The sequence below is a fragment of the Nonomuraea sp. B10E15 genome, assembly GCF_039871615.1.
In the GTDB taxonomy this organism is placed as follows: Bacteria; Actinomycetota; Actinomycetes; order Streptosporangiales; family Streptosporangiaceae; genus Nonomuraea.
This window is the reverse complement of the sequence record NZ_JBDPMB010000018.1, coordinates 115,626-133,784: the sequence shown is the minus strand read 5'-3', so window position 1 is coordinate 133,784 and position 18,159 is coordinate 115,626. Positions and strand designations below refer to the sequence as shown.

Annotated in this window: 17 protein-coding genes; 10 read left to right on the top strand and 7 right to left on the bottom strand. The window is 70.8% G+C overall.

Annotated elements, in window-relative coordinates; genetic code table 11:
• Positions 1 to 2 precede the first annotated feature (2 nt).
• Complete coding sequence (ndhC, locus tag ABGB14_RS36555) at positions 3 to 374, bottom strand: NADH-quinone oxidoreductase subunit A (protein ID WP_347648421.1); 372 nt, start codon at positions 372 to 374, stop codon at positions 3 to 5.
• A 109-nt stretch (positions 375 to 483) separates the two neighbouring features.
• Here ndhC and ABGB14_RS36550 point away from each other — a divergent pair, with 109 nt between their 5' ends.
• The 3 genes from ABGB14_RS36550 to ABGB14_RS36540 all read left to right on the top strand — a co-directional run bounded on the left by ABGB14_RS36550 (position 484) and on the right by ABGB14_RS36540 (position 5,087).
• A complete protein-coding gene (locus tag ABGB14_RS36550; protein ID WP_347648420.1) occupies positions 484 to 1,962 on the top strand; it encodes a polysaccharide deacetylase family protein in 1,479 nt (492 codons plus the stop codon).
• A gap of 241 nt (positions 1,963 to 2,203) precedes the next feature.
• Positions 2,204 to 4,048: a 2-oxoacid:acceptor oxidoreductase subunit alpha gene (locus ABGB14_RS36545; RefSeq protein ID WP_347648419.1), complete on the top strand. Its 1,845-nt coding sequence runs from the start codon at positions 2,204 to 2,206 to the stop codon at positions 4,046 to 4,048.
• Positions 4,041 to 5,087 carry a 2-oxoacid:ferredoxin oxidoreductase subunit beta gene (locus tag ABGB14_RS36540; RefSeq protein ID WP_347648418.1) on the top strand — a complete coding sequence of 349 codons (1,047 nt, stop codon included), beginning with the start codon at positions 4,041 to 4,043 and terminating at the stop codon, positions 5,085 to 5,087. Before ABGB14_RS36545 ends, ABGB14_RS36540 begins: the two co-directional genes overlap by 8 nt.
• 42 nt (positions 5,088 to 5,129) lie before the next feature.
• Here ABGB14_RS36540 and ABGB14_RS36535 read toward each other — a convergent pair whose 3' ends face one another.
• Positions 5,130 to 6,479, bottom strand: a complete 1,350-nt coding sequence (locus ABGB14_RS36535) for a glutamate-1-semialdehyde 2,1-aminomutase (RefSeq protein WP_347648417.1) — start codon at positions 6,477 to 6,479, stop codon at positions 5,130 to 5,132.
• 512 nt (positions 6,480 to 6,991) lie between these two features.
• Here ABGB14_RS36535 and ABGB14_RS36530 point away from each other — a divergent pair.
• Positions 6,992 to 7,963, top strand: coding sequence for an NAD(P)-dependent oxidoreductase (locus ABGB14_RS36530; RefSeq protein WP_347648416.1), 972 nt, complete (start codon positions 6,992 to 6,994; stop codon positions 7,961 to 7,963).
• Here the strand turns inward: ABGB14_RS36530 and ABGB14_RS36525 are convergent.
• Entirely contained in the window at positions 7,868 to 8,983 is a 1,116-nt protein-coding gene (locus ABGB14_RS36525; protein WP_347648415.1) for an acyltransferase, read from the bottom strand. The two genes, ABGB14_RS36530 and ABGB14_RS36525, sit on opposite strands and share 96 nt — an antisense overlap.
• A 161-nt stretch (positions 8,984 to 9,144) precedes the next feature.
• Between ABGB14_RS36525 and ABGB14_RS36520 the strand changes: the two genes are divergently transcribed.
• From ABGB14_RS36520 to ABGB14_RS36505, 4 genes are read left to right on the top strand one after another with little or no spacing between them, the layout of a single operon-like run.
• A complete protein-coding gene (locus ABGB14_RS36520; RefSeq protein WP_347648414.1) occupies positions 9,145 to 9,810 on the top strand; it encodes a polysaccharide deacetylase family protein in 666 nt (221 codons plus the stop codon).
• Positions 9,810 to 10,700, top strand: coding sequence for a glycosyltransferase family 2 protein (locus tag ABGB14_RS36515; RefSeq protein ID WP_347648413.1), 891 nt, complete (start codon positions 9,810 to 9,812; stop codon positions 10,698 to 10,700). Before ABGB14_RS36520 ends, ABGB14_RS36515 begins: the two co-directional genes overlap by 1 nt.
• Before the next feature lies 1 nt (position 10,701).
• Positions 10,702 to 11,694 (top strand): GNAT family N-acetyltransferase, encoded by a 993-nt coding sequence (locus ABGB14_RS36510; protein ID WP_347648412.1) that lies wholly within the window; start codon positions 10,702 to 10,704, stop codon positions 11,692 to 11,694.
• Positions 11,691 to 12,671: a hypothetical protein gene (locus ABGB14_RS36505; RefSeq protein ID WP_347648411.1), complete on the top strand. Its 981-nt coding sequence runs from the start codon at positions 11,691 to 11,693 to the stop codon at positions 12,669 to 12,671. The genes ABGB14_RS36510 and ABGB14_RS36505 overlap by 4 nt, the downstream gene beginning before the upstream one ends.
• On the opposite strand, the gene ABGB14_RS36500 is transcribed toward ABGB14_RS36505, so the two are convergent.
• The 4 genes from ABGB14_RS36500 to ABGB14_RS36485 all read right to left on the bottom strand — a co-directional run bounded on the left by ABGB14_RS36500 (position 12,632) and on the right by ABGB14_RS36485 (position 16,570).
• Positions 12,632 to 13,819, bottom strand: a complete 1,188-nt coding sequence (locus ABGB14_RS36500; protein ID WP_347648410.1) for a glycosyltransferase family 4 protein — start codon at positions 13,817 to 13,819, stop codon at positions 12,632 to 12,634. The two genes, ABGB14_RS36505 and ABGB14_RS36500, sit on opposite strands and share 40 nt — an antisense overlap.
• Positions 13,820 to 13,845: 26 nt before the next feature.
• A complete protein-coding gene (locus tag ABGB14_RS36495; protein WP_347648409.1) occupies positions 13,846 to 14,649 on the bottom strand; it encodes a 2OG-Fe(II) oxygenase in 804 nt (267 codons plus the stop codon).
• A 65-nt stretch (positions 14,650 to 14,714) separates the two neighbouring features.
• Positions 14,715 to 15,515, bottom strand: a complete 801-nt coding sequence (locus ABGB14_RS36490; RefSeq protein ID WP_347648408.1) for a glycosyltransferase family A protein — start codon at positions 15,513 to 15,515, stop codon at positions 14,715 to 14,717.
• Positions 15,512 to 16,570, bottom strand: a complete 1,059-nt coding sequence (locus ABGB14_RS36485; RefSeq protein ID WP_347648407.1) for a class I SAM-dependent methyltransferase — start codon at positions 16,568 to 16,570, stop codon at positions 15,512 to 15,514. The genes ABGB14_RS36490 and ABGB14_RS36485 overlap by 4 nt, the downstream gene beginning before the upstream one ends.
• Positions 16,571 to 16,597: 27 nt before the next feature.
• Here ABGB14_RS36485 and rfbC point away from each other — a divergent pair, with 27 nt between their 5' ends.
• Complete coding sequence (gene rfbC, locus ABGB14_RS36480; protein ID WP_347648406.1) at positions 16,598 to 17,146, top strand: dTDP-4-dehydrorhamnose 3,5-epimerase; 549 nt, start codon at positions 16,598 to 16,600, stop codon at positions 17,144 to 17,146.
• A 203-nt stretch (positions 17,147 to 17,349) separates the two neighbouring features.
• Positions 17,350 to 18,156, top strand: a complete 807-nt coding sequence (locus ABGB14_RS36475; protein ID WP_347648405.1) for a hypothetical protein — start codon at positions 17,350 to 17,352, stop codon at positions 18,154 to 18,156.
• Positions 18,157 to 18,159: the final 3 nt, after the last annotated feature.

The following is an 18,159-nucleotide window of genomic DNA, read 5'->3' as shown; positions in this document are numbered from 1 at the left end:
CCTCACGTCCAGGTGAGTACGCGCTTGCGCCAGGCGTAGACGATGCCGAGGGCGATGAACCCGAGGAACACGAACATCTCGACGAGCGTGGTCAGCCCGTAGCCGGGGGCGTCGAAGACGGTCGCCCAGGGGAACAGGAAGACGGCGTCCACCGCGAACACCACGTAGAGGTACGTGAAGACGTAGTAGCGGACCTGGGACTGCGCCCAGCCCTCGCCCACCGGGTCGACCCCGCACTCGTACGTGGTCAGCTTGTCGGGCGTGGGCCTGGACGGGCGGAGCAGGCGGTTGGCGAGCAGGGCGCCGGCCACGATGGCGACGCCGATGGCGAGCAGCGCGGCGACGAGCACGTACGACCCGAAATAGCCGTCCATGACGGGATGGTAACTCAGGGGAGACGCAAACCGGGAGATGGTCAAAAGTCAGGACCTGATCATCCCAAATCAGGGTAAACCAGAAGATCGCCCCCATACCCTGACATGCATGCGCAAAAAGCGATTCTCTTCAGGAATCGCTCTGCTGGCCCTCTCGGTGTCCGGTTGCGGCGTGGCCGCCACCGCACCCGACAGGGACATCGTGGTCCCGGCAGAGCCGACGTCGATCGACTTTGTCGACCCCACGACCGTGGTCGGACTGTCCACCAGAACGCTCACCGACAGCGACTCCGCCGACGGCACATACGCGCACATCACCTACCCCGAGCTGGACGAGGCTCCCGCGCTCAACCGGACGCTGCGCGAGCGGGCACGGGCGCAACTGCGCGCCTTCCGCGAGCGCGCGAGGACGAGGGCGGCCGGCACCCGGTCCGAGCTGAACGTGAACTGGCAGCTCGCCGCCACCTCCCCCGGGGCGATCGCCGTGCGGATGCGCACCGGCGAGAAGCTGAAGGCGGGCTGGCAACACTCCACGCGGACGTACTGGTTCGACCCGCACGACGGCAGGGCGGTCCGCTCCTCCGGCCTGCTCGCGGGCGATGACGCGCTGCGCAGGCTGGGCGTGCTGGTCAAGCGGCGCCTGATCCAGGAGCGCGGGTCGCAGATCGTGGCGGGCGGGATCATCGCGGACGCCGACCGGTTCGACTCGATGGCCTTCAACCGCGACGGGGACTTGGTCGTCGAGTTCGACGACTGCCAGGCCGGGCCGTGCCGGCTGGGCCGGGTGGCGGTGGCCGTGCCGGCTGACGACGTCACGCCGCTGCTGTCCGGCCTGGGGGCGCGGGCGCAGGACGGCGTCAGGGCGGCGGCGCGGAGGGCCGCGGAGGACCTGAACGGCCCTCCGCCCACGGGCCACCCCGCGAACAACACCGAGGCCGTCAGGAACCTGGCCGTGACCACCGACTGCGCCGAGACCAAGTGCGTGGCGCTGACGTTCGACGACGGTCCCGGTCCCTACACCGGGGCGCTGCTCGACCGGCTCCAGGACGGCCGGGCGCGGGCGACGTTCTTCCCGCTCGGCGCGAACGCCGCCGCCGACCCCGGCCTGGTGTTGCGGATGAGCGCCGAGGGTCACCTGGTCGGGAACCACGGCTGGACGCACAGGAACCTTGCCGACGTGACCACCAGCAAGATCGCCGACTCGCTGAGGGAGGCCGGGAACGCGATCTCCGTCGCGACCGGGCGCACGCCGACGCTCGTGCGACCGCCGTACGGGGCCGTGGGCCCGGAGTTGCGCGCCGTCGCGGCCGAGCAGGGCATGTCACTGGTCACCTGGGACGTCGACACCCACGACCACGAGGGCGGGAAATCTGCCGACATCGTCGAACGAGCGGTGCGCGAGGCGCATCCAGGTGCGATCATTCTCATGCACGACATCCATCGGGAAACCGTCGATGCCGTTCCGGACATCCTCGAAAGGTTGCGCGGGAAGGGTTACAGCTTTGTCACCGTTCCCGAGTTGTACGGCACTGCGGGGATGCAGGCCGGACGCATGTACACGTCTGGGAGCGAGCAGCCCCAGACATAGTGCGCGTGTAGGGGGACGTATAGTTGGCGCACGTGACCCGAACCGTCCTGTTCGCCCGCCTGCATGTGGACCTCTGCAGGCTCGCGTCCGGGCTGTGTCGTCGTTCTCCCGCCTCACCCTGACCCCGGCCGCGTTACCCGCTTTCGCGGCCCGCAAACGCGTGACCTTCCGAGGATCTAGCATGGAAACAGAGAACGCGCCTACATCAACCGCGCCTTGGCGCGTCGAGGAGGACTGAGCTGTGACGAAGCAGGTCCAGCAACTCGACCGCGTGATCATCAGATTCGCCGGAGACTCCGGCGACGGCATGCAGCTCACCGGCGACCGTTTCACGGCGGGCACGGCGGAGTTCGGCAACGACCTGTCGACCCTGCCCAACTTCCCCGCCGAGATCCGCGCGCCCGCGGGCACGCTGCCCGGCGTCTCGAGCTTCCAGTTGCACTTCGCCGACCACGACATCCTCACGCCCGGCGACGCGCCGAACGTGCTCGTGGCGATGAACCCTGCCGCGCTCAAGGCCAACCTCGGCGACCTGCCCAGGGGCGCCGACATCATCGCGAACACCGACGAGTTCACCAAGCGCAACTTGCAGAAGGTCGGCTACGCCGCCAGCCCGCTCGAGGACGACTCCCTGAGCGAGTGGCGCGTGCACGCGGTCCCGCTGACCTCGCTGACCGTCAAGGCTCTCGAAGACTTCGACCTGTCGAAGAAGGACGCCGAGCGGTCGAAGAACATGTTCGCCCTCGGCCTGCTGTCCTGGCTCTACCACCGGCCGACCGAGCACACCGTCAAGTTCCTCGAGCAGAAGTTCGCGAAGAAGCCCGACATCGCCAAGGCCAACATCGCCGCCTTCCAGGCGGGCTGGAACTACGGCGAGACGACCGAGGGCTTCTCGGTGAGCTACGAGGTCAAGCCCGCGCGGCTGGCTCCGGGCGTCTATCGCAACATCTCCGGCAACCAGGCGCTCGCCTACGGTCTGATCGCCGCCAGCGTGCAGTCGAAGTTGCCGCTCTTCCTGGGGTCCTATCCGATCACCCCGGCGAGCGACATCCTGCACGAGTTGTCCAAGCACAAGCGGTTCGGGATCCGCACCTTCCAGGCCGAGGACGAGATCGCCGGTGTCGGCGCGGCGCTCGGGGCCGCGTTCGGCGGGTCGCTGGGCGTGACCACCACGTCGGGTCCCGGCGTGGCGCTGAAGGCCGAGACCGTCGGCCTGGCGGTCACCACCGAGCTGCCGCTGATCGTCGTCGACGTGCAGCGCGCGGGGCCGAGCACCGGCATGCCGACCAAGACCGAGCAGACCGACCTGCTGATGGCCCTGTTCGGCCGCAACGGCGAGTCGCCGGTGCCGGTGGTGGCGCCGATGTCGCCGAGCGACTGCTTCGACGCGGCCATCGAGGCGGCCAGGATCGCCGTCAAATATCGCACGCCGGTCATGTTGTTGTCGGACGGCTATCTGGCCAACGGCTCGGAGCCCTGGCGCCTGCCCGAAATTTCCGATCTGCCGGACATATCGCAGGAATTCACGACCGCTCCGAACAGCGAGGACGGCACGTTCCTGCCCTTCAAGCGTGACACCGAGACCCTCGCCCGCCCGTGGGCCATCCCCGGCACCCCCGGCCTCGAACACCGCATCGGCGGCATCGAGAAGGCCGACGGCACCGGCAACATCTCCTACGACCCCGCCAACCACGACCTGATGGTCCGCACCCGGGCCGCCAAGGTCGCCGGCATCGACGTGCCCGACCTCGAGCTCGACGACCCCGACGGCGACGCCAGGGTGCTCGTCATCGGGTGGGGCTCGACGTACGGCCCGATCGCCGCCGCCGTGCGGCGCATCAGGAAGGGCGGCGGCAAGGTCGCCCAGACCCACCTGCGCCACCTCAACCCGCTGCCCGCCAACACCGGCGAGATCCTCAAGCGCTACGACAAGGTGCTGCTGCCCGAGATCAACCTGGGCCAGCTGGCCCTGCTGCTGCGGGCCCGCTACCTCGTCGACGTGATCAGCTACAACCGCGTGCGCGGGCTCCCGTTCAAGGCGGAGGAGCTGGCCGGAGTCATCCAGGACGTGATCGACAGTGACTGAGCTAGTCAATGGGAAGGGGCTCTCGCTCGTTCCCAAGACCGACGTGAAGCAGACCCTGAAGGACTTCAAGTCCGACCAGGAGGTGCGCTGGTGCCCGGGCTGCGGCGACTACGCGATCCTGGCCGCCGTGCAGAGCTTCCTGCCCGAGCTGGGGCTCAAGCGCGAGAACATCGTGTTCGTCTCCGGCATCGGGTGCTCGTCGCGGTTCCCGTACTACCTCAACACCTACGGGTTCCACTCCATCCACGGCCGGGCGCCGGCGATCGCGACCGGGCTGGCCGCCTCGCGTCCCGACCTGTCGGTGTGGGTGATCACCGGTGACGGCGACGCTCTCTCGATCGGCGGCAACCACCTGATCCACGCGCTGCGCCGCAACGTCAACCTCAACATCCTGCTGTTCAACAACCGGATCTACGGTCTGACCAAGGGCCAGTACTCCCCCACGAGCGAGGTCGGCAAGATCACCAAGTCGACGCCGATGGGGTCGCTCGACAAGCCGTTCAACCCGATCTCGCTGGCCATCGGCGCCGAGGCGTCCTTCGTGGCCAGGACCATCGACTCCGACCGCAAGCACCTGCAGTCGGTGTTGCGCGAGGCGACCGCGCACCACGGCACGTCGCTGGTGGAGATCTACCAGAACTGCAACATCTTCAACGACAACGCCTTCGAGCAGCTCAAGGACCCCGAGGTCCGCGACGACATCACGGTGCGGCTGGAACACGGCCAGCCCATCGCGAGCGCCTCGAAGGCCGTCGTACGCGCCACGAGCGGGGGCATCGAGGTGGTGGCCCGCGACAGCGTGAGCGACGACCAGATCCTCGTGCACGACGCGCACAACCCCGACCCGTCGGTGGCCTTCGCGCTCAGCAGGCTCGACGAGCCGGCGTTCGAGCACGTGCCGATCGGCATCTTCCGGCAGGTCGCCCGCCCGGCCTACGACACTCTCATGGCCGAGCAGCTCGACGAGGCCGCGGCCCGCACGGGGACCGGCGACCTGAGCGAGCTGCTGCTGGGTGGCGACACCTGGCGCATCGGCTGACGTTCGCGGGGGAGCCGCCGCGGTCACGCGGGAGCTCCCCCGTCAACGCAGCCGGCGCGGCTCCGCCAGGCCGCGGAGCGCGGGCGCGACCGGGCGCCCGTTCAGCAGCCCTGTGACACCGCGTGCTTCGAGCGCCTTGGCGTACACCGCCAGAGCCTCGCGTACGGCCTCGACGGTGTGGGCCACGTCGCCGGCCGTGTGCGCGGCCGAGATGACGAAGGACTGCCCCAGCACCCCGCGCCTGAGCAGTTCCTGGATGAACAGCGTGCGATGGGCCTGTGACGGCCGCCCTTCGTGATCGGCCGTGGTGAACACCAGGCACGACGGCCGGCCGACGGCGGCGACGTGGTCCCCCAGGCCGAGTTCGGCCGCCGCCGCGTTGACCCCCTCGGCGAGCGCGCGGCCGCGCTGCTCCATGATCGCGATGGGGTCGCCCTCCTCATACGCGCGCACGACCGCGCGGAAGGCCGCCAGAGAGACCCGCTCGGGCCCGTGCGTGGTCGACAGCAGGAAGACGCGCGGCCGGTCGGTACGCAGGCCGCCGAGCTCCATCAGCTCCCGACGGCCGGCGAGGGCGGAGATGGGAAAGCCGTTGCCCATGCCCTTGCCCCAGCACGACAGGTCGGGCGTGACGCCGTAGAACGTCTGCGCGCCCCCCATGGCCCAGCGGAACCCGGTGATCGTCTCGTCGAACACGAGCACCGTGCCCTGCTCCTCGCAGAGCGCACGCACGCTTTCCAGGTAGCCGGGCGCCGGCTCGGCGGTCGCGGTCGCCGGCTCGATGACCACGCACGCCACCTGCCGGTCGTGCCGCTCGAAGAGCGCCCGCAGCGAGTGGAGGTCGTTGAAGGGGAAGCGCACGGTCAGCTCGCGTACGGCCGCGGGCACGCCGGCGTTCATCGCCACCGTCCCGATGAACCAGTCGGCCGTCGAGTAGAAAGGCTGGTCGCCGATGGCCACCAGGTCTCGTCCGGTCGCCGCCCTGGCCAGCCGGACCGCGGCCGAGGTCGCGTCCGAGCTGTTCTTGGCGAACTTCACCATCTCGGCGCCCGGCACGTGGCGGAGGAAGTCCTCGGCCGCCGACACCTCCAGGTCGGTCGGCCTGCTGAAGCTCAGCCCGTCCTCGAGCGCGGCGCGCACCGCGGCCAGCACGGGCTCGTACGCGTGACCCAGCGTGACCGCGCGCAGGCCCATGCCGTATTCGACGTAGCGGTTGCCGTCGGCGTCCCAGACCCTGGCGCCCGAGCCGCGCACGAGCACCGGTGCCATGCCCTCTGGATATTGGTCGCTGCCGCGGGCGTAGGTGTGCGCCCCTCCAGGGACGAGCTCGTGCAGGCGGCTCTGCAGCCGCTCGGATTCGGCGAACCCGGCATGCTCTTGTAACGGGACCATTACCCGATGATAGGGATCACCATCCCGGGGCGACAGATCGACGGCTCTGCTGGATCGCTCCAAGACGGAGACACCCGGCGGGCCAGCCGTGACAATGGCCTGGTGGTCCTGCACTGGCTGGTCCTGATATTACTCGTGCTCGCGGCGCCCACCGAGCCGTCCGCGAGCACCCATCCACCGCCGTCGGCGGTCGAGCACCTGACCGGCGAGCACCTGCCGGTCGAGCAGGGCGACGAGCGGCTGTGCCCGCTGTCGCGCAGCCCTCGCCCCGCCCTCTCGTCGAGCGCGCCCCGGCGTAACCCGACAGCCACGCGCCGGCCCGCTCCCGCCCGCTCTCGGGCGCTGCGCCGCCGCTCCCTTCGCAGACCCCGCGCGCGCCATCGCCGGGAACGGCAACGGGCCAGGCCCGATCCTGACCCTGATCCAGGCCCACCCGGCTTACATTCCCCCCGGGCACCGCCCGGACCGCTCTTTCCTCGTGATCATTCTGAAGTCGACACTTAGGAGAGAGCATGCACCGCGTTCTGATCACCGGAGCTTCCGGTTTCATCGGCGCCCACGTGACCCGCCGCCTCCGGGGGTTGTCGGTCGAGGTCCACGCCGTCAGCCGGGGGCCGCGGGCTTCCCTGCACGGCGAGATCTGGCACCAGTGCGACCTGCGCGAGGAAGAGGCGACCGCCGCCCTGATGCGGGCGATCCGCCCTCAGGTGGTCTTCCACCTGGCCGGGGAGGTCAGCGGCAGGCGCGAGGTCGCGATGGTCTCCGAGACACTGGGCGGCAACCTGCTGACCGCGGTCAACCTCCTGGCCGCCGCCACGCGCACGCCGGCCAGGCTGGTGTTCGCCGGTTCGGTCGAGGAGCCGCACGCCGGCTCGGTCGCCCCGCACTCCCCTTATTCCGCCGCCAAGGCCGCCGCCACCGGCTACGCCATGCTCTTCCACCATCTGTGGAACGTCCCGGTGACGGTCCTGCGCATCGCCATGGTGTACGGCCCCGGCCAGGAGGACCTGAGCAAGCTCGTGCCGTACGTGGCCACCGAGCTCCTGCAGGGCCGGTCACCGCAGGTGGGCAGCGGCACCCGCCTGGTCGACTGGGTCTTCGTCGACGACGTCGTCGACGCGCTGGTGGCCGCTGCGCTGAGCGGCGCGGCCGACGGCCAGGCCCTGGACGTGGGCAGCGGCACGGGCACCTCCATCCGGGCCACCGTGGACCTGCTCCACCGGCTGGCTGGGACGTCCGTGGCACCCGTCTACGGAGCGATCGCCGACCGGGCACGTGACCGCGCCCACCTCGCCGACGTGCGACCGGCGGAGGAGGTGCTCGGCTGGCGGGCGGCCACGCCGCTGGCGGAGGGGCTGGCGCGGACCCTGCGATGGTACGCGGGCCGGCTAGTGCCTCAAGTGGCGCTCCACGCGCCCGCCCTCCACAGGACGCAGCCGGCGTTCCATGGGCCGCTCGACGAACCTGAACAGCAGCCACGCTAGGCCGACGCTCACCACCAACATGCCGGCCGACACGGCGACCACCGCCACCGCGTTCAGGTCGTGACCCAGAAGCTTGGTGCCCAGCCGGATCACCGGCTGGTGCACCAGGTAGAAGGCGAAGGAGATCTCACCGAGCCGGATCAGCCAGGGATGCCCCAGCAGGCCGCGCCCGCGCCGTGCGTCGGCGGCGGCGAGCGCGGCGACGAGCAGTGCCAGCGGGCCCGCCATCCAGGCCACCCAGCCCCAGGGCTCGGGAACGAGCCCGGCGGCGAGATAGGCCACGGCCACGAGGCCCGCCGAGACGCCCACCCCGGGCCCGCGCCAACGCCCGTTCCGGATCATCAGCGCCAGGCAGATCCCGAGCGTGAACTCCAGCAGCCGGGTCACCGGGAAGATCGTGACGAACCAGTAGGCGCGCGGCTCCGGCATGAGCGTCGCCAGAGCGGACACCGCCCAGACGCCGGCCACCAGTCCCACGGCGAGCAGCCACCAGCGCCGCGCGGGCACCGCGCGTACCAGGGCGACCAGCCAGGGGAAGACGGCGTAGAAGAACGCCTCGCAGGCCAGCGACCAGGCCGGGGTGTTGACGGCGAAGTAGTAGCCCTCGTCGGGCACCCACGGCTGCACCAGGACGAGCCCGGCCAGCGCGGGTCCCGCCGACAGCTCGCGCCCGACCAGCGCCAGCATGGCCAGCACGCAGAGCCAGGTCACCACGTGGTCGGGCAGCACCCGCGCGGCCCGCCTGCGCCAGAAGCGCACAGGGCGGTCACCGGGGCGGGCCGACCAGGTGAGCACCAGCCCGGACAGCACGAAGAACAGCGAGACCCCTGAGGCGCCGGCGCCGAACAGCACACCCATCCCGTGGACGAACCCGGGATCGCTGGTCATCGTCTGGTTGGCCAGGATGTGGAAGCCGAACACGCCGAAGGCGGCCAGCCAGCGCAGACCCGTCAGGGACGGTAATCGTGCCGGGGCCGCATTGTCGGCCTCCGCGACCAGGTCACGTGCCCGCTGCTCCATGCATCCCCGCCCTACGCCGGAACCCACGTCACCTTAGACGTGCTCAAAGGCCGTGGCAACAGCTCTGGAACGGCCGGAACCGGCCACTGCGAGATGTAACAAGTACGGCGCTTTGGAACGATATTGATCGGGACGGCTGCCACTAGAGAGGTCGGGGGACATTGACCCGTTCGGTCCTCAACCTGACTGTCCACGGCATCGGCGAACCACTCCGGGAACTCGACCCCGGCGAGGACGTGACGTGGGTCAGTGTCGAACAGTTCGAGCAGGTCCTCGATGAGGTGAAGGACCGGCCGGACGTCAGGCTCACCTTCGACGACGGCAACGACTCCGACCTGGAGATCGGTCTGCCGGCCCTGCTGGAGCGGGGGCTCCGCGCGGAGTTCTTCGTGCTGGCCGGCCGGCTAGGCGAGCGGGCCAGGCTGGACGCCGACGGCGTGCGGGAACTGGTGCAGCAGGGCATGCGTATCGGCTCGCACGGCTGGGCCCACCGCGACTGGCGGCGGCTCGCGCCCGGGCAGGAGGCCGAGGAGCTGGCGCGGGCCCCCGAGGTGCTCAGCGAGCTGTGTGGGGAGCCGGTCGGCAGGGTGGCCATCCCGTTCGGCTCCTATGACCGGCACGTGCTGGCCAGGTTACGCCGGGCGGGTGTCAGCCTCGCCTACACCAGTGACGGCGGCCGGGCCCGTGCCGGCGCCTGGCTCCAGCCGCGCACCAGCCTCCACCGCGACATCGGTCCCGGCTGGGCCACCGCCCTGCTGGAGGACAGCCGGTCACCCGGGATGCGGGCCAGGAAACTGGTCTCGCGGACGATCAAGCGTCTCCGCTGATGACGCGCATAGCGGCCGTCATCGTCAGCTACAACAGCGCCGAGGTGCTGAAGGACTGCCTCAGCTCGCTCCCCCGCGACCTGGCCGGGGTGGTGGTCGCCGACAACGCCTCCCGCGACGAGTCCGTCCGGGTGGCCGAGGCGGCCGGGTGCCGGATCGTGCAACTCGGGCGCAATGCCGGTTACGCGGCGGCGATCAACGCGGCGGTCGCGACGCTCGACCTCGGCGCGGTCGACGCCGTGCTGGTGCTCAACCCGGACTGCCGCCTGGCGCCGGGGTCGCTGCCCGTGCTGGCGCGCGCGCTGGACCGTCCCGGATGCGGCATCGCCGTACCGAAGCTGGTCAACTCGGACGGCTCCTTGCAGCCCTCGCTGCGCCGCGCGCCCACTGTCACGCGGGCGCTGGCGCAGGCCGTGCTCGGCGGCACCCTGGCCGGGCGGTCGAGCCGGCTGGGCGAGTTGGTCACCGACCCTGCGGCCTACGAGCGGCCCTGCCCGGCGGCCTGGGCCACCGGTGCGGCCATGCTCGTGGCCACCCCGCTGGTGCGGGCGGCCGGTCCGTGGGAGGAGTCCTTCCTGCTCTACAGCGAGGAGACCGAGTACGCGCTACGAGCCGCCGACCTGGGCTGGAGCCTGTGGTACGAGCCCGAGGCGGTCTTCGAGCACATCGGCGGCGAGTCCGACACCAGCCCGATGCTGGCCGCGCTGATCGCGGTCAACCGGGTCAGGTTGTTCCGCGACCGGAACGGTCCAGTGCGCGGCGCCGCCTACTTCGCCGCGGTGCTGCTGGGCGAGGCGGTCAGGGCGCTGCGCGGTCAGCGTACGGCTCGCGCCGCGCTGGTGGCCCTGGTGCGGCCAGCGCGCCGGCTGCGGAAGCTTCCGGGGGGCTGACGTGCGCATCGTCGCCTTCGACGCCCTCACGCCGGACGAGCTGGCCGCCTGGCACCGGCTCAGGGCCACCGATCCGGCGCTGGACAGCCCTTACTTCCACCCCGATTTCGCCGCCGCAGTCCACGCGAGCGGGCGCGAGATCCAGGTCGCGGTGCACGGCGACCCCGAGGTGCTGGCGCTGCTGCCCTTCCAGCGCGACGGTTCGATCGCCAGGCCGGCGGGCTGGCCGGCCGCCGACTTCCAGGCGCCGATCCGGGCACCGGGCACCGCCTTCCCCGCCCTGGAGTTCGTCCGGGCGGCACGGGTGCGCGGCCTGGCCTTCGACCACCTGCTGGAGCAGCCGGACTTCGACCGATGGGTCAGGCGCCGCCGCCCTTCGCCCTTCCTGGAGGTCACCGGCGGCCTGGACGGCTACCTCGGCCGGGCCTCGCGTACCGCCAAGGACAACCTGGCGCAGGCCAGGCGCCGGGCCCGCAAGGCGGGGCGGGAGCTGGGCGAGGTGGTCCTCACCGCGGACGCGCTCGATCACGCGCTGCTCGACAGGGTGATCGAGCTCAAGCGGGCCCAGTACACGGCCACCGGAGCCCGTGACTACTTCACCGATCCCAGGCGGGCCGACATGCTGCACAAGCTGCTGGCCGCCCGCGATCCGGAGTTCGCCGGGGTCCTGTCGGCCGTGCACGCCGGGCCGCACCTGCTGGCGGCGCATTTCGGGCTGCGCTCTGGCGGGGTGCTGCACTGGTGGTTTCCCGTCTACGACCCGGCGCACGCGCGCCTGTCGCCCGGCTGGATCCTGCTGCGCGAGCTGATCGCGGCCGCGCCCCACATGGGCGTGGCACGCATCGACCTGGGGCGCGGCGAGGACGAGTACAAACGCCGGGCGATGACCGGGCAGATCCTGGTCTGCGAGGGCGAGGTCACCGCCAGCCCGGTACGCAAGGCCAGGAACGCACTGATCGCGACAGCCAAGAAGGTGCTCAGGAGGGGACGTTGAACAAGCAGCTTCGCGCGGGGGACGTCGCGCAAGTGCGCGCAGGGGACATCGTGCGGGTGCGCGGCAAGGAGGAGATCCTCGCCTCCCTGGACGAGAACGGCAGACTGGGCGGGCTACCGTTCATGCCGGAGATGCTGGCCTACGCCGGCCAGGAAATGCGGGTGTACAAGCGAGCGGACAAGACCTGCGACACGATCCAGCAGACCGGCACCAGGCGGCGCATGCAGAACACGGTGCACCTGGTCGGCGCCCGCTGCGATGGCAGCGCGCACGGCGGCTGCCAGGCCGGGTGCCTGCTGTTCTTCCGCGAGGAGTGGCTGGAGGGCGGGCCGAGGCCGCCTGAGGGCGGGGGCGCCGCGCTGGAGACGCTGGAGAAGGACACCGTGCGGGGCACGGCGGAGGACGGCGAGCCGCTTCACCGCTGCCAGGCCACCGAGCTGCTGAACGCCTCCGAGGGCGGGCTGGGGCCCTACGACTGGAGCCAGTACGTCCACGACGTGCGTACGCGCAACGAGCGGCTGCTGACCGTGCTGCGCGGCCTGGCCGTGCTGGCGTTCAACATCTTCCAGCGGCGTACGCTACGGCTGCCGCGTCGGCTGCGCATCAGGGGCGGCGAGGAGTGGCCGTTCCTGCGCGGCACGGCCACCGGCCCGACACCGCCCGCCGAACCGCTCGGCCTGCGGCCCGGCGACCTGGTCGAGGTCAAGAGCAAGGAGGAGATCGTCAAGACGCTGCGGCCCGACAACAAGAACCGGGGCATGGTCTTCGACGCCGAGATGCTGCTCTACTGCGGCAAGCGGGCCCGCGTGCTGCGCCGCGTCGAGCGCATCATCGACGAGCCCACCGGCCGCATGATCAAGCTGAAGGACTGCCTGATCCTGGAGAACGTCATCTGCCAGGCCGTCTACCACCGGCACTGCCCGCGCTCCATCTATCCCTACTGGCGCGAGGTCTGGTTGCGCAAGATCGAGTCGTAGACCGCCACGTAGGCCTCGGCCTGCCGGCGCCAGTCCAGCACGGTCTCGGCGCGGTGGCGTCCCGCCGCGCCCAGGGTCGCGCGGCGCGGCGGGTCGTCCAGCAACGCGATCAGCTCCTTGACGAAGCCGTCCAGGTCGTCGGGGTCGGCGTAGACGGCGCACTCCCCTGCGGTCACGGCCGTCTCGGTGAGCCGGTAGGCCACCACCGGCAGGCCGAAGGCCATGTACTCCATGGTCTTGTTCATCGTGGAGACGTCGTTGAGCGGGCTGAAGGGGTCGGGCGAGAGCCCGGCGGTGGCGGTGGAGAAGTAGCGGGCGATCTCCTCCGGTCCCACCCGTCCGGTGAACTCGACGTGCTCGTCGAGCCTCAGCTCGCTCGCCAGGCGCTTGAGGTCCTCCAGGCAGTCGCCGAAGCCGAGCAGGGCGAAGCCCACGTCCGTGCGGCCGTACCGGTGAATCACCTGCTCGGCGATGCGCAGCACGACGTCCACGCCGTCCTGCGGGCCCATGATGCCCAGCCAGACCAGCAGGTGCTTCCGGCCGCGGCGCAGCTCGGGCACCGGCTGGCCTGGCCGCATCACAGTGGTGTCGGGGCCGGACCTGACCACGGTGGACAGTTCCCGCGGCACGCCGCCGCGCCCGACCGCGATGTTCTGGTAGGAGGTGTTGGTGGAGATCACCCGGTGGGCGGCGCGGAAGGTCCGGCGCTCCAGCCACAGCAGCGCCTTGAGCTGCGACCGCCCGGCCAGGGAGGCCGGCTCGCCGAAGCGGGAACGGAACACCTCGGGATTGAGATCGTGGTGGTCGAAGACGAAGCGCACGCCGAAGGGCCGCCACAGCCGCGCCAGCGCCCAGTACGTGTCCGGCGGGTTGCACGCCTGCAGCGCGTGGAACCTGCGGCGGCGCCGTACCTTGAGTGACAGCAGCGCCGTGCGGATCCAGCAGTACACGAACTCCCAGGCGTAACCGACCGGACCGGCGGCCTGGCGCGGCGGCGCGTACTTGTACAGGTGCACGCGCTCCAGCACGTCGTAGGCCGGGTCGCCGGGGCCCTGGGGGCAGATCACCGAGACCTCGTAGCCGGCCGCCTTCAGCGCCCGGCACTCCAGCCAGACCCGGCGGTCCAGGGGAACCGGAAGGTTCTGCACAACGATGAGGACGTGCTCGCCCGCCACTATGCGCCGCGCCGGGAGAACAGATCGGCCAGCGCGGGCGGCACCCAGCGCTTGAGCCTCTGCCGGAAGGTGCCCTTGAAGTCCTCACCGGGCCGCTGGCGGAACAGCGTGCTGTGCTCGCCGCTGAACTCCTCCTGGGGGCGGCCGTTGGTGTAGTAGTACAGCGCCATCGAGCGGCGGGCGCGGTCGGGCGGGCAGGTGATCGGGTCGGGCAGGCCGTGGTTGGCGTTGTCGGTGGTCGCGAAGATCAGGAAACGGTTGAAGAGCGGGGCCACGCGCTTGACGCACGCGGTCATGTCGCTGTCCCATAACTCCAGGTCGCCGCCCCACTCGGGCGACCAGTCCCGGTTCAGGTAGAGGATGCCGTTGAGCCGGCGGTGCAGGTTGAGGCGCTTGGTCTTGTTGAAGTCGGCGTGCACCTTCAGGTAGCCGCCGGCGCGGCTCTGGTGCAGCCCGCCGCCGTCGAAGTGCGGGTCGGGGATGAGGCCGGTGATGCCGGTCAGCGCCTCCAGGAAGTCCACGAACACCTGGCCGTTGAACTCGTGGAGCAGATTCCGCGTCACGGGCCCCATCAACTCGGTGTCCGACAGCGCCAGCTTGATCTCCCTGGCGCTGTCGAACTCCTGCCAGGTGACGCCACGCGGCTCGGGGAACTCCTCCAGCACCGGCTCCAGGGCCGAGGGTGGCAGGAAGTCGTCGATCACGACGTGGGGGAACGGCTCGGCCGTGGCGAACTGCTCGCGAAACCGCTCGGCGTGGGCCATGAGCTCGGCCCGCTGAAAGGCGAATGTCACATCCTGCATAGGAACCCTCTCGTCCCCCATGAAGACCTTCCTTCTCCACCTATTTCGGCGAAATTGCCGCGACGTTACTCACGACTGGAACGATCCGAAGCCCAGCCGCCACCGGCTCGCGGCCCGGCCAGCCGCTCCGCGACGAGCACCGCGACGAAGCATGCGGCGTCGCACACCGCCACCTCCCGCCGCCGCACGAGTGTCACCAGGTCCGCACCGCCCAGCCTGGTTTCGGTACGGCCCAGCCGGTCGAGCTGCCGGTTGCCCTGCCGTACGCGGGCCCTGCGGCGCACCACGGCGGCGACGGTGCGGGCCGGGCGTACCAGCGACCGGCCCGCGGTGGCCCGCTCGGCCGGAGCGAACGAGCGGTGCGCCCAGCCGTCGTCGGACAGCACGTCCGGCATCGGCCACACGCGGGCGTGGCCGGCCTCGGTCAGCAGATAGGCGCCCGTGCCCGCCAGCCCGCGGCGGCCCGCCATGAGCCGCTCGTGGGCGCGGTGGAAACCGGCCGCCACCCGCGAAACGCCGGCCAGGTCCAGCTCGGGCTCCGGCGCGCAGGCGGACAAGCCCGTCCCGGCCAGGCAGGCCAGCATCGCCGCCACAGAGCCCGGCGCGAGCACCACGTCGGCGTCCAGGTAGAGGCGGGGGAACGCGGCGCAGGCGGCGTCTCCGGCGCGCAGGGCGGCGACCTTGCCCGGCGCGGGCAGCTCGATCACCTTCACGCCGCGCTCGCGCGCCATCTCGGCGGTGCGATCGGCGCAACCGTTGGCGACCACGACCACCTCCGGCTCGCCCTGCGGCAGCAGCGCGTCCAGGCAGCGACCGAGCACACGCTCCTCGTCGTGCGCGGCGATCACCACGCTGAGGCCGGTCACGGGACCACGATCCAGCCGGAGACGTCCGGGTAGCTCGCGCGGACCTCCGGGAGCAGGTCGGGCAGGAAGAGCAGGACCTGACCCGCCCCGGCCAGGCGCTCCGGGCCGGCGATCGGGATGTCCGTCCCGGGCATGCGGCGGCCCTGCTTGGCCGGCGAGGCGTCGACCACCGCGGGCAGCCGGCCGGCGTGCGCGCCCGCGCGGCACAGCAGCGCGACGGCCCGGGAGGCCGCGCCGTACCCGATGACCGGGCCGCTCTGCTCGGCCAGCAGGGCACGCAGCTTCTCGGCGCCGCGCGTGGCGTCCTGTCCCAGGCGCTCCAGCACCGCGGGGTCGGTGACGCCTGCCGCCACCTCCTCCTCGATCAGGGTGGTGACCGACTCGTCCGGCTCACCGTCGCGGGTGGCGGCCAGCAGCACGGTCCCGCCGTACAGGTCGAAGCGGAAGGCGCTGCGCGCGACCAGCCCGGCCTGGCGCAGCATGGCGGCCAGCACCGGGGTGGAGTAGTACGCGTGGTGGCCGTGCCGCAGAGCGTTCCACTGGCCGCCGCGCAGGATCGCGGCGAGGCTGTGGAACTGCAGCAGCAGCACACCGCCCGGGGCCAGGCACTCGGCGCGGGCGGCCAGCCCCGCGGCCTGGTCGGGCTCGTGCATCAGCCCGAAGCAGTCGATGACCAGGTCTGCCCCGCCCTCCATCGCGCCTGGGCCGTCCACCGGGGTGAGGTCCACCAGTCCCAGCCAGGAACCGCCGTGCGGGCTGCCGAACTCGGCGACCGTGCGCACCCCGTCCAGCCAGCCGGCCAGGCGTATCCGGGAGACCGCGTCGCGGGCCTGCTCGACCAGGGCGGCCGGCTCGGCTCCGCGCGGCTCCTCCGCGCCGGCCGGGTCCTCGGCGAGCTGGGCCAGGCCGCAGGCGGCGCACGCCCACATGCGCAGCGGGTGAACCGGATCCGGTCCCTGATCGGTGGCCGGCGGGAACAGGTCGCAGGCCGGTTGCGGTCCGAGGTCGAGGACGACGCGGCCGGAGGCGGAGCGGCAGAACCGGCACTGGATCACGGTGTCTCCTTTGGACATCATGCGCTCATGGAGATCAGACGTGGCGAACTGGACGGCGTGCTGCTGTTCGTGCCCACCCCCCACCGTGACGAGCGAGGCTTCTTCACCCGCACCTTCGACGCGACCGTGGCCGCCGGGGCGGGCCTGGAGCCGCACTCCTTCGTGCAGGACAGCCAGTCGCGTTCCAAGCTCGGGACGGTGCGCGGGCTGCACGGCAGGAGCGGGCCGGGCGAGGCCAAGCTGGTACGGTGCGCGCGCGGCGCGGTGCATGACGTGATCGTGGACGCCCGGCCGGGTTCGCCGACTTTCGGGCGCTCGGCCGCGTACCTGCTGGACGATGTCAGTTTCGCCTGCCTTTACGTGCCACCGGGCTTTATGCATGGTTTCCAGGTGCTGACGGAAGAGGCCGACACGTGTTACCGAATCAACCGCGAACACGATCCCGCCGAGGACCTGTCGGTCAGGTTCGACGATCCCGAACTGGCGATCACCTGGCCACTCCCCGTCACCACGCTCAGCCCTCGCGACACCCGGGCAGGAAGCTGGGCTGAGCTGCGCGAGCAGCTGGGCGTATGACAATCGCTCCCCCAAAGACGCACTTATCCGCACCAATATCGGGCACGTTCCAGAGCTCGTTACACGAATAAACTGTCCGATTTCGGACATCGCAGAAGCTGGAAATTCACGGCAGGCTGTGGGTGTTTTCGCGGACTTGTATCTCGATCTGGACTGGGCGAGAATCACCGTGCGCCGGGACATGTCGCTGAGGGGTTAATGTCGTGGATCTCTGGAAGACCCTGCAGGTCATGGTGCGGCGGTGGTACGTCACCGTGCCCATGTTCCTGGCCGCCCTCGGCGTCACGGGAGCGATCTTCATCACCTACCCGACGTACTACGACTCCGAGGGCTTATTGATCCTCACCGTCCCGACGGGCGGTTCGCAGGTGGCCAGCAACCCTGCGGAGAACGCCTACGCCAACCCACTGCTGGCGTTCGACGAGGGCCTCAGGATCACGTCGACCTTCCTGATCCAGGCGATGAACACGCCCGAGGTCGCCGACACTCTCGTCGACCCGGACTCCGACGACAGCCTCTCGGTCACCAGCGGCGAACTGGAAGGGCCCTTCATCGCCGTGAAGGCCACCAGCACCTCGCCGGAGCGTGCCAGGCGGATGGTGACCGACGCCATTGTCCGCACCAGGCTCGACCTGCTCAAGCACCAGCGCAGGCTGGCGCCCTCGATCCCCGCCACCTACATCGTGATGACGCCGATCATCGAGCCCACGACGCCGATCGGTCAGAACAATCTCAAGCTGCGCGCCGCCGGCGCCGCCCTCGGCGTCGGACTGGCGGCCAGTCTGCTGGCCGTCTACGGCACCGAGAGCTACCTCAACCAGCGACGCCGCCGCCAGGAGGCGCGAGCCGTGCCCGAGCAGGAAGCACCACCCGAGCCCGAGCCGCAGCCGGATGAGCAGGCCGAGCAGGTCAAGCAGTACAACGGCGCCGTCCCCGCCATCCCGTCGAAGGAGCTCACCGGCCCGGCCGACGATGACACCCTGACGGACATCCCTCGCGTGACCGACTGAAGC

Bases quoted from the DNA above. Each gene is read 5' to 3' on its own strand.
- ndhC (WP_347648421.1), bottom strand. From the start codon at position 374: ATGGACGGCTATTTCGGGTCGTACGTGCTCGTCGCCGCGCTGCTCGCC.
- ABGB14_RS36550 (WP_347648420.1), top strand. From the start codon at position 484: ATGCGCAAAAAGCGATTCTCTTCAGGAATCGCTCTGCTGGCCCTCTCG.
- ABGB14_RS36535 (WP_347648417.1), bottom strand. From the start codon at position 6,479: ATGGTCCCGTTACAAGAGCATGCCGGGTTCGCCGAATCCGAGCGGCTG.
- ABGB14_RS36530 (WP_347648416.1), top strand. From the start codon at position 6,992: ATGCACCGCGTTCTGATCACCGGAGCTTCCGGTTTCATCGGCGCCCAC.
- ABGB14_RS36525 (WP_347648415.1), bottom strand. From the start codon at position 8,983: ATGGAGCAGCGGGCACGTGACCTGGTCGCGGAGGCCGACAATGCGGCC.
- ABGB14_RS36515 (WP_347648413.1), top strand. From the start codon at position 9,810: ATGACGCGCATAGCGGCCGTCATCGTCAGCTACAACAGCGCCGAGGTG.
- ABGB14_RS36495 (WP_347648409.1), bottom strand. From the start codon at position 14,649: ATGCAGGATGTGACATTCGCCTTTCAGCGGGCCGAGCTCATGGCCCAC.
- rfbC (WP_347648406.1), top strand. From the start codon at position 16,598: ATGGAGATCAGACGTGGCGAACTGGACGGCGTGCTGCTGTTCGTGCCC.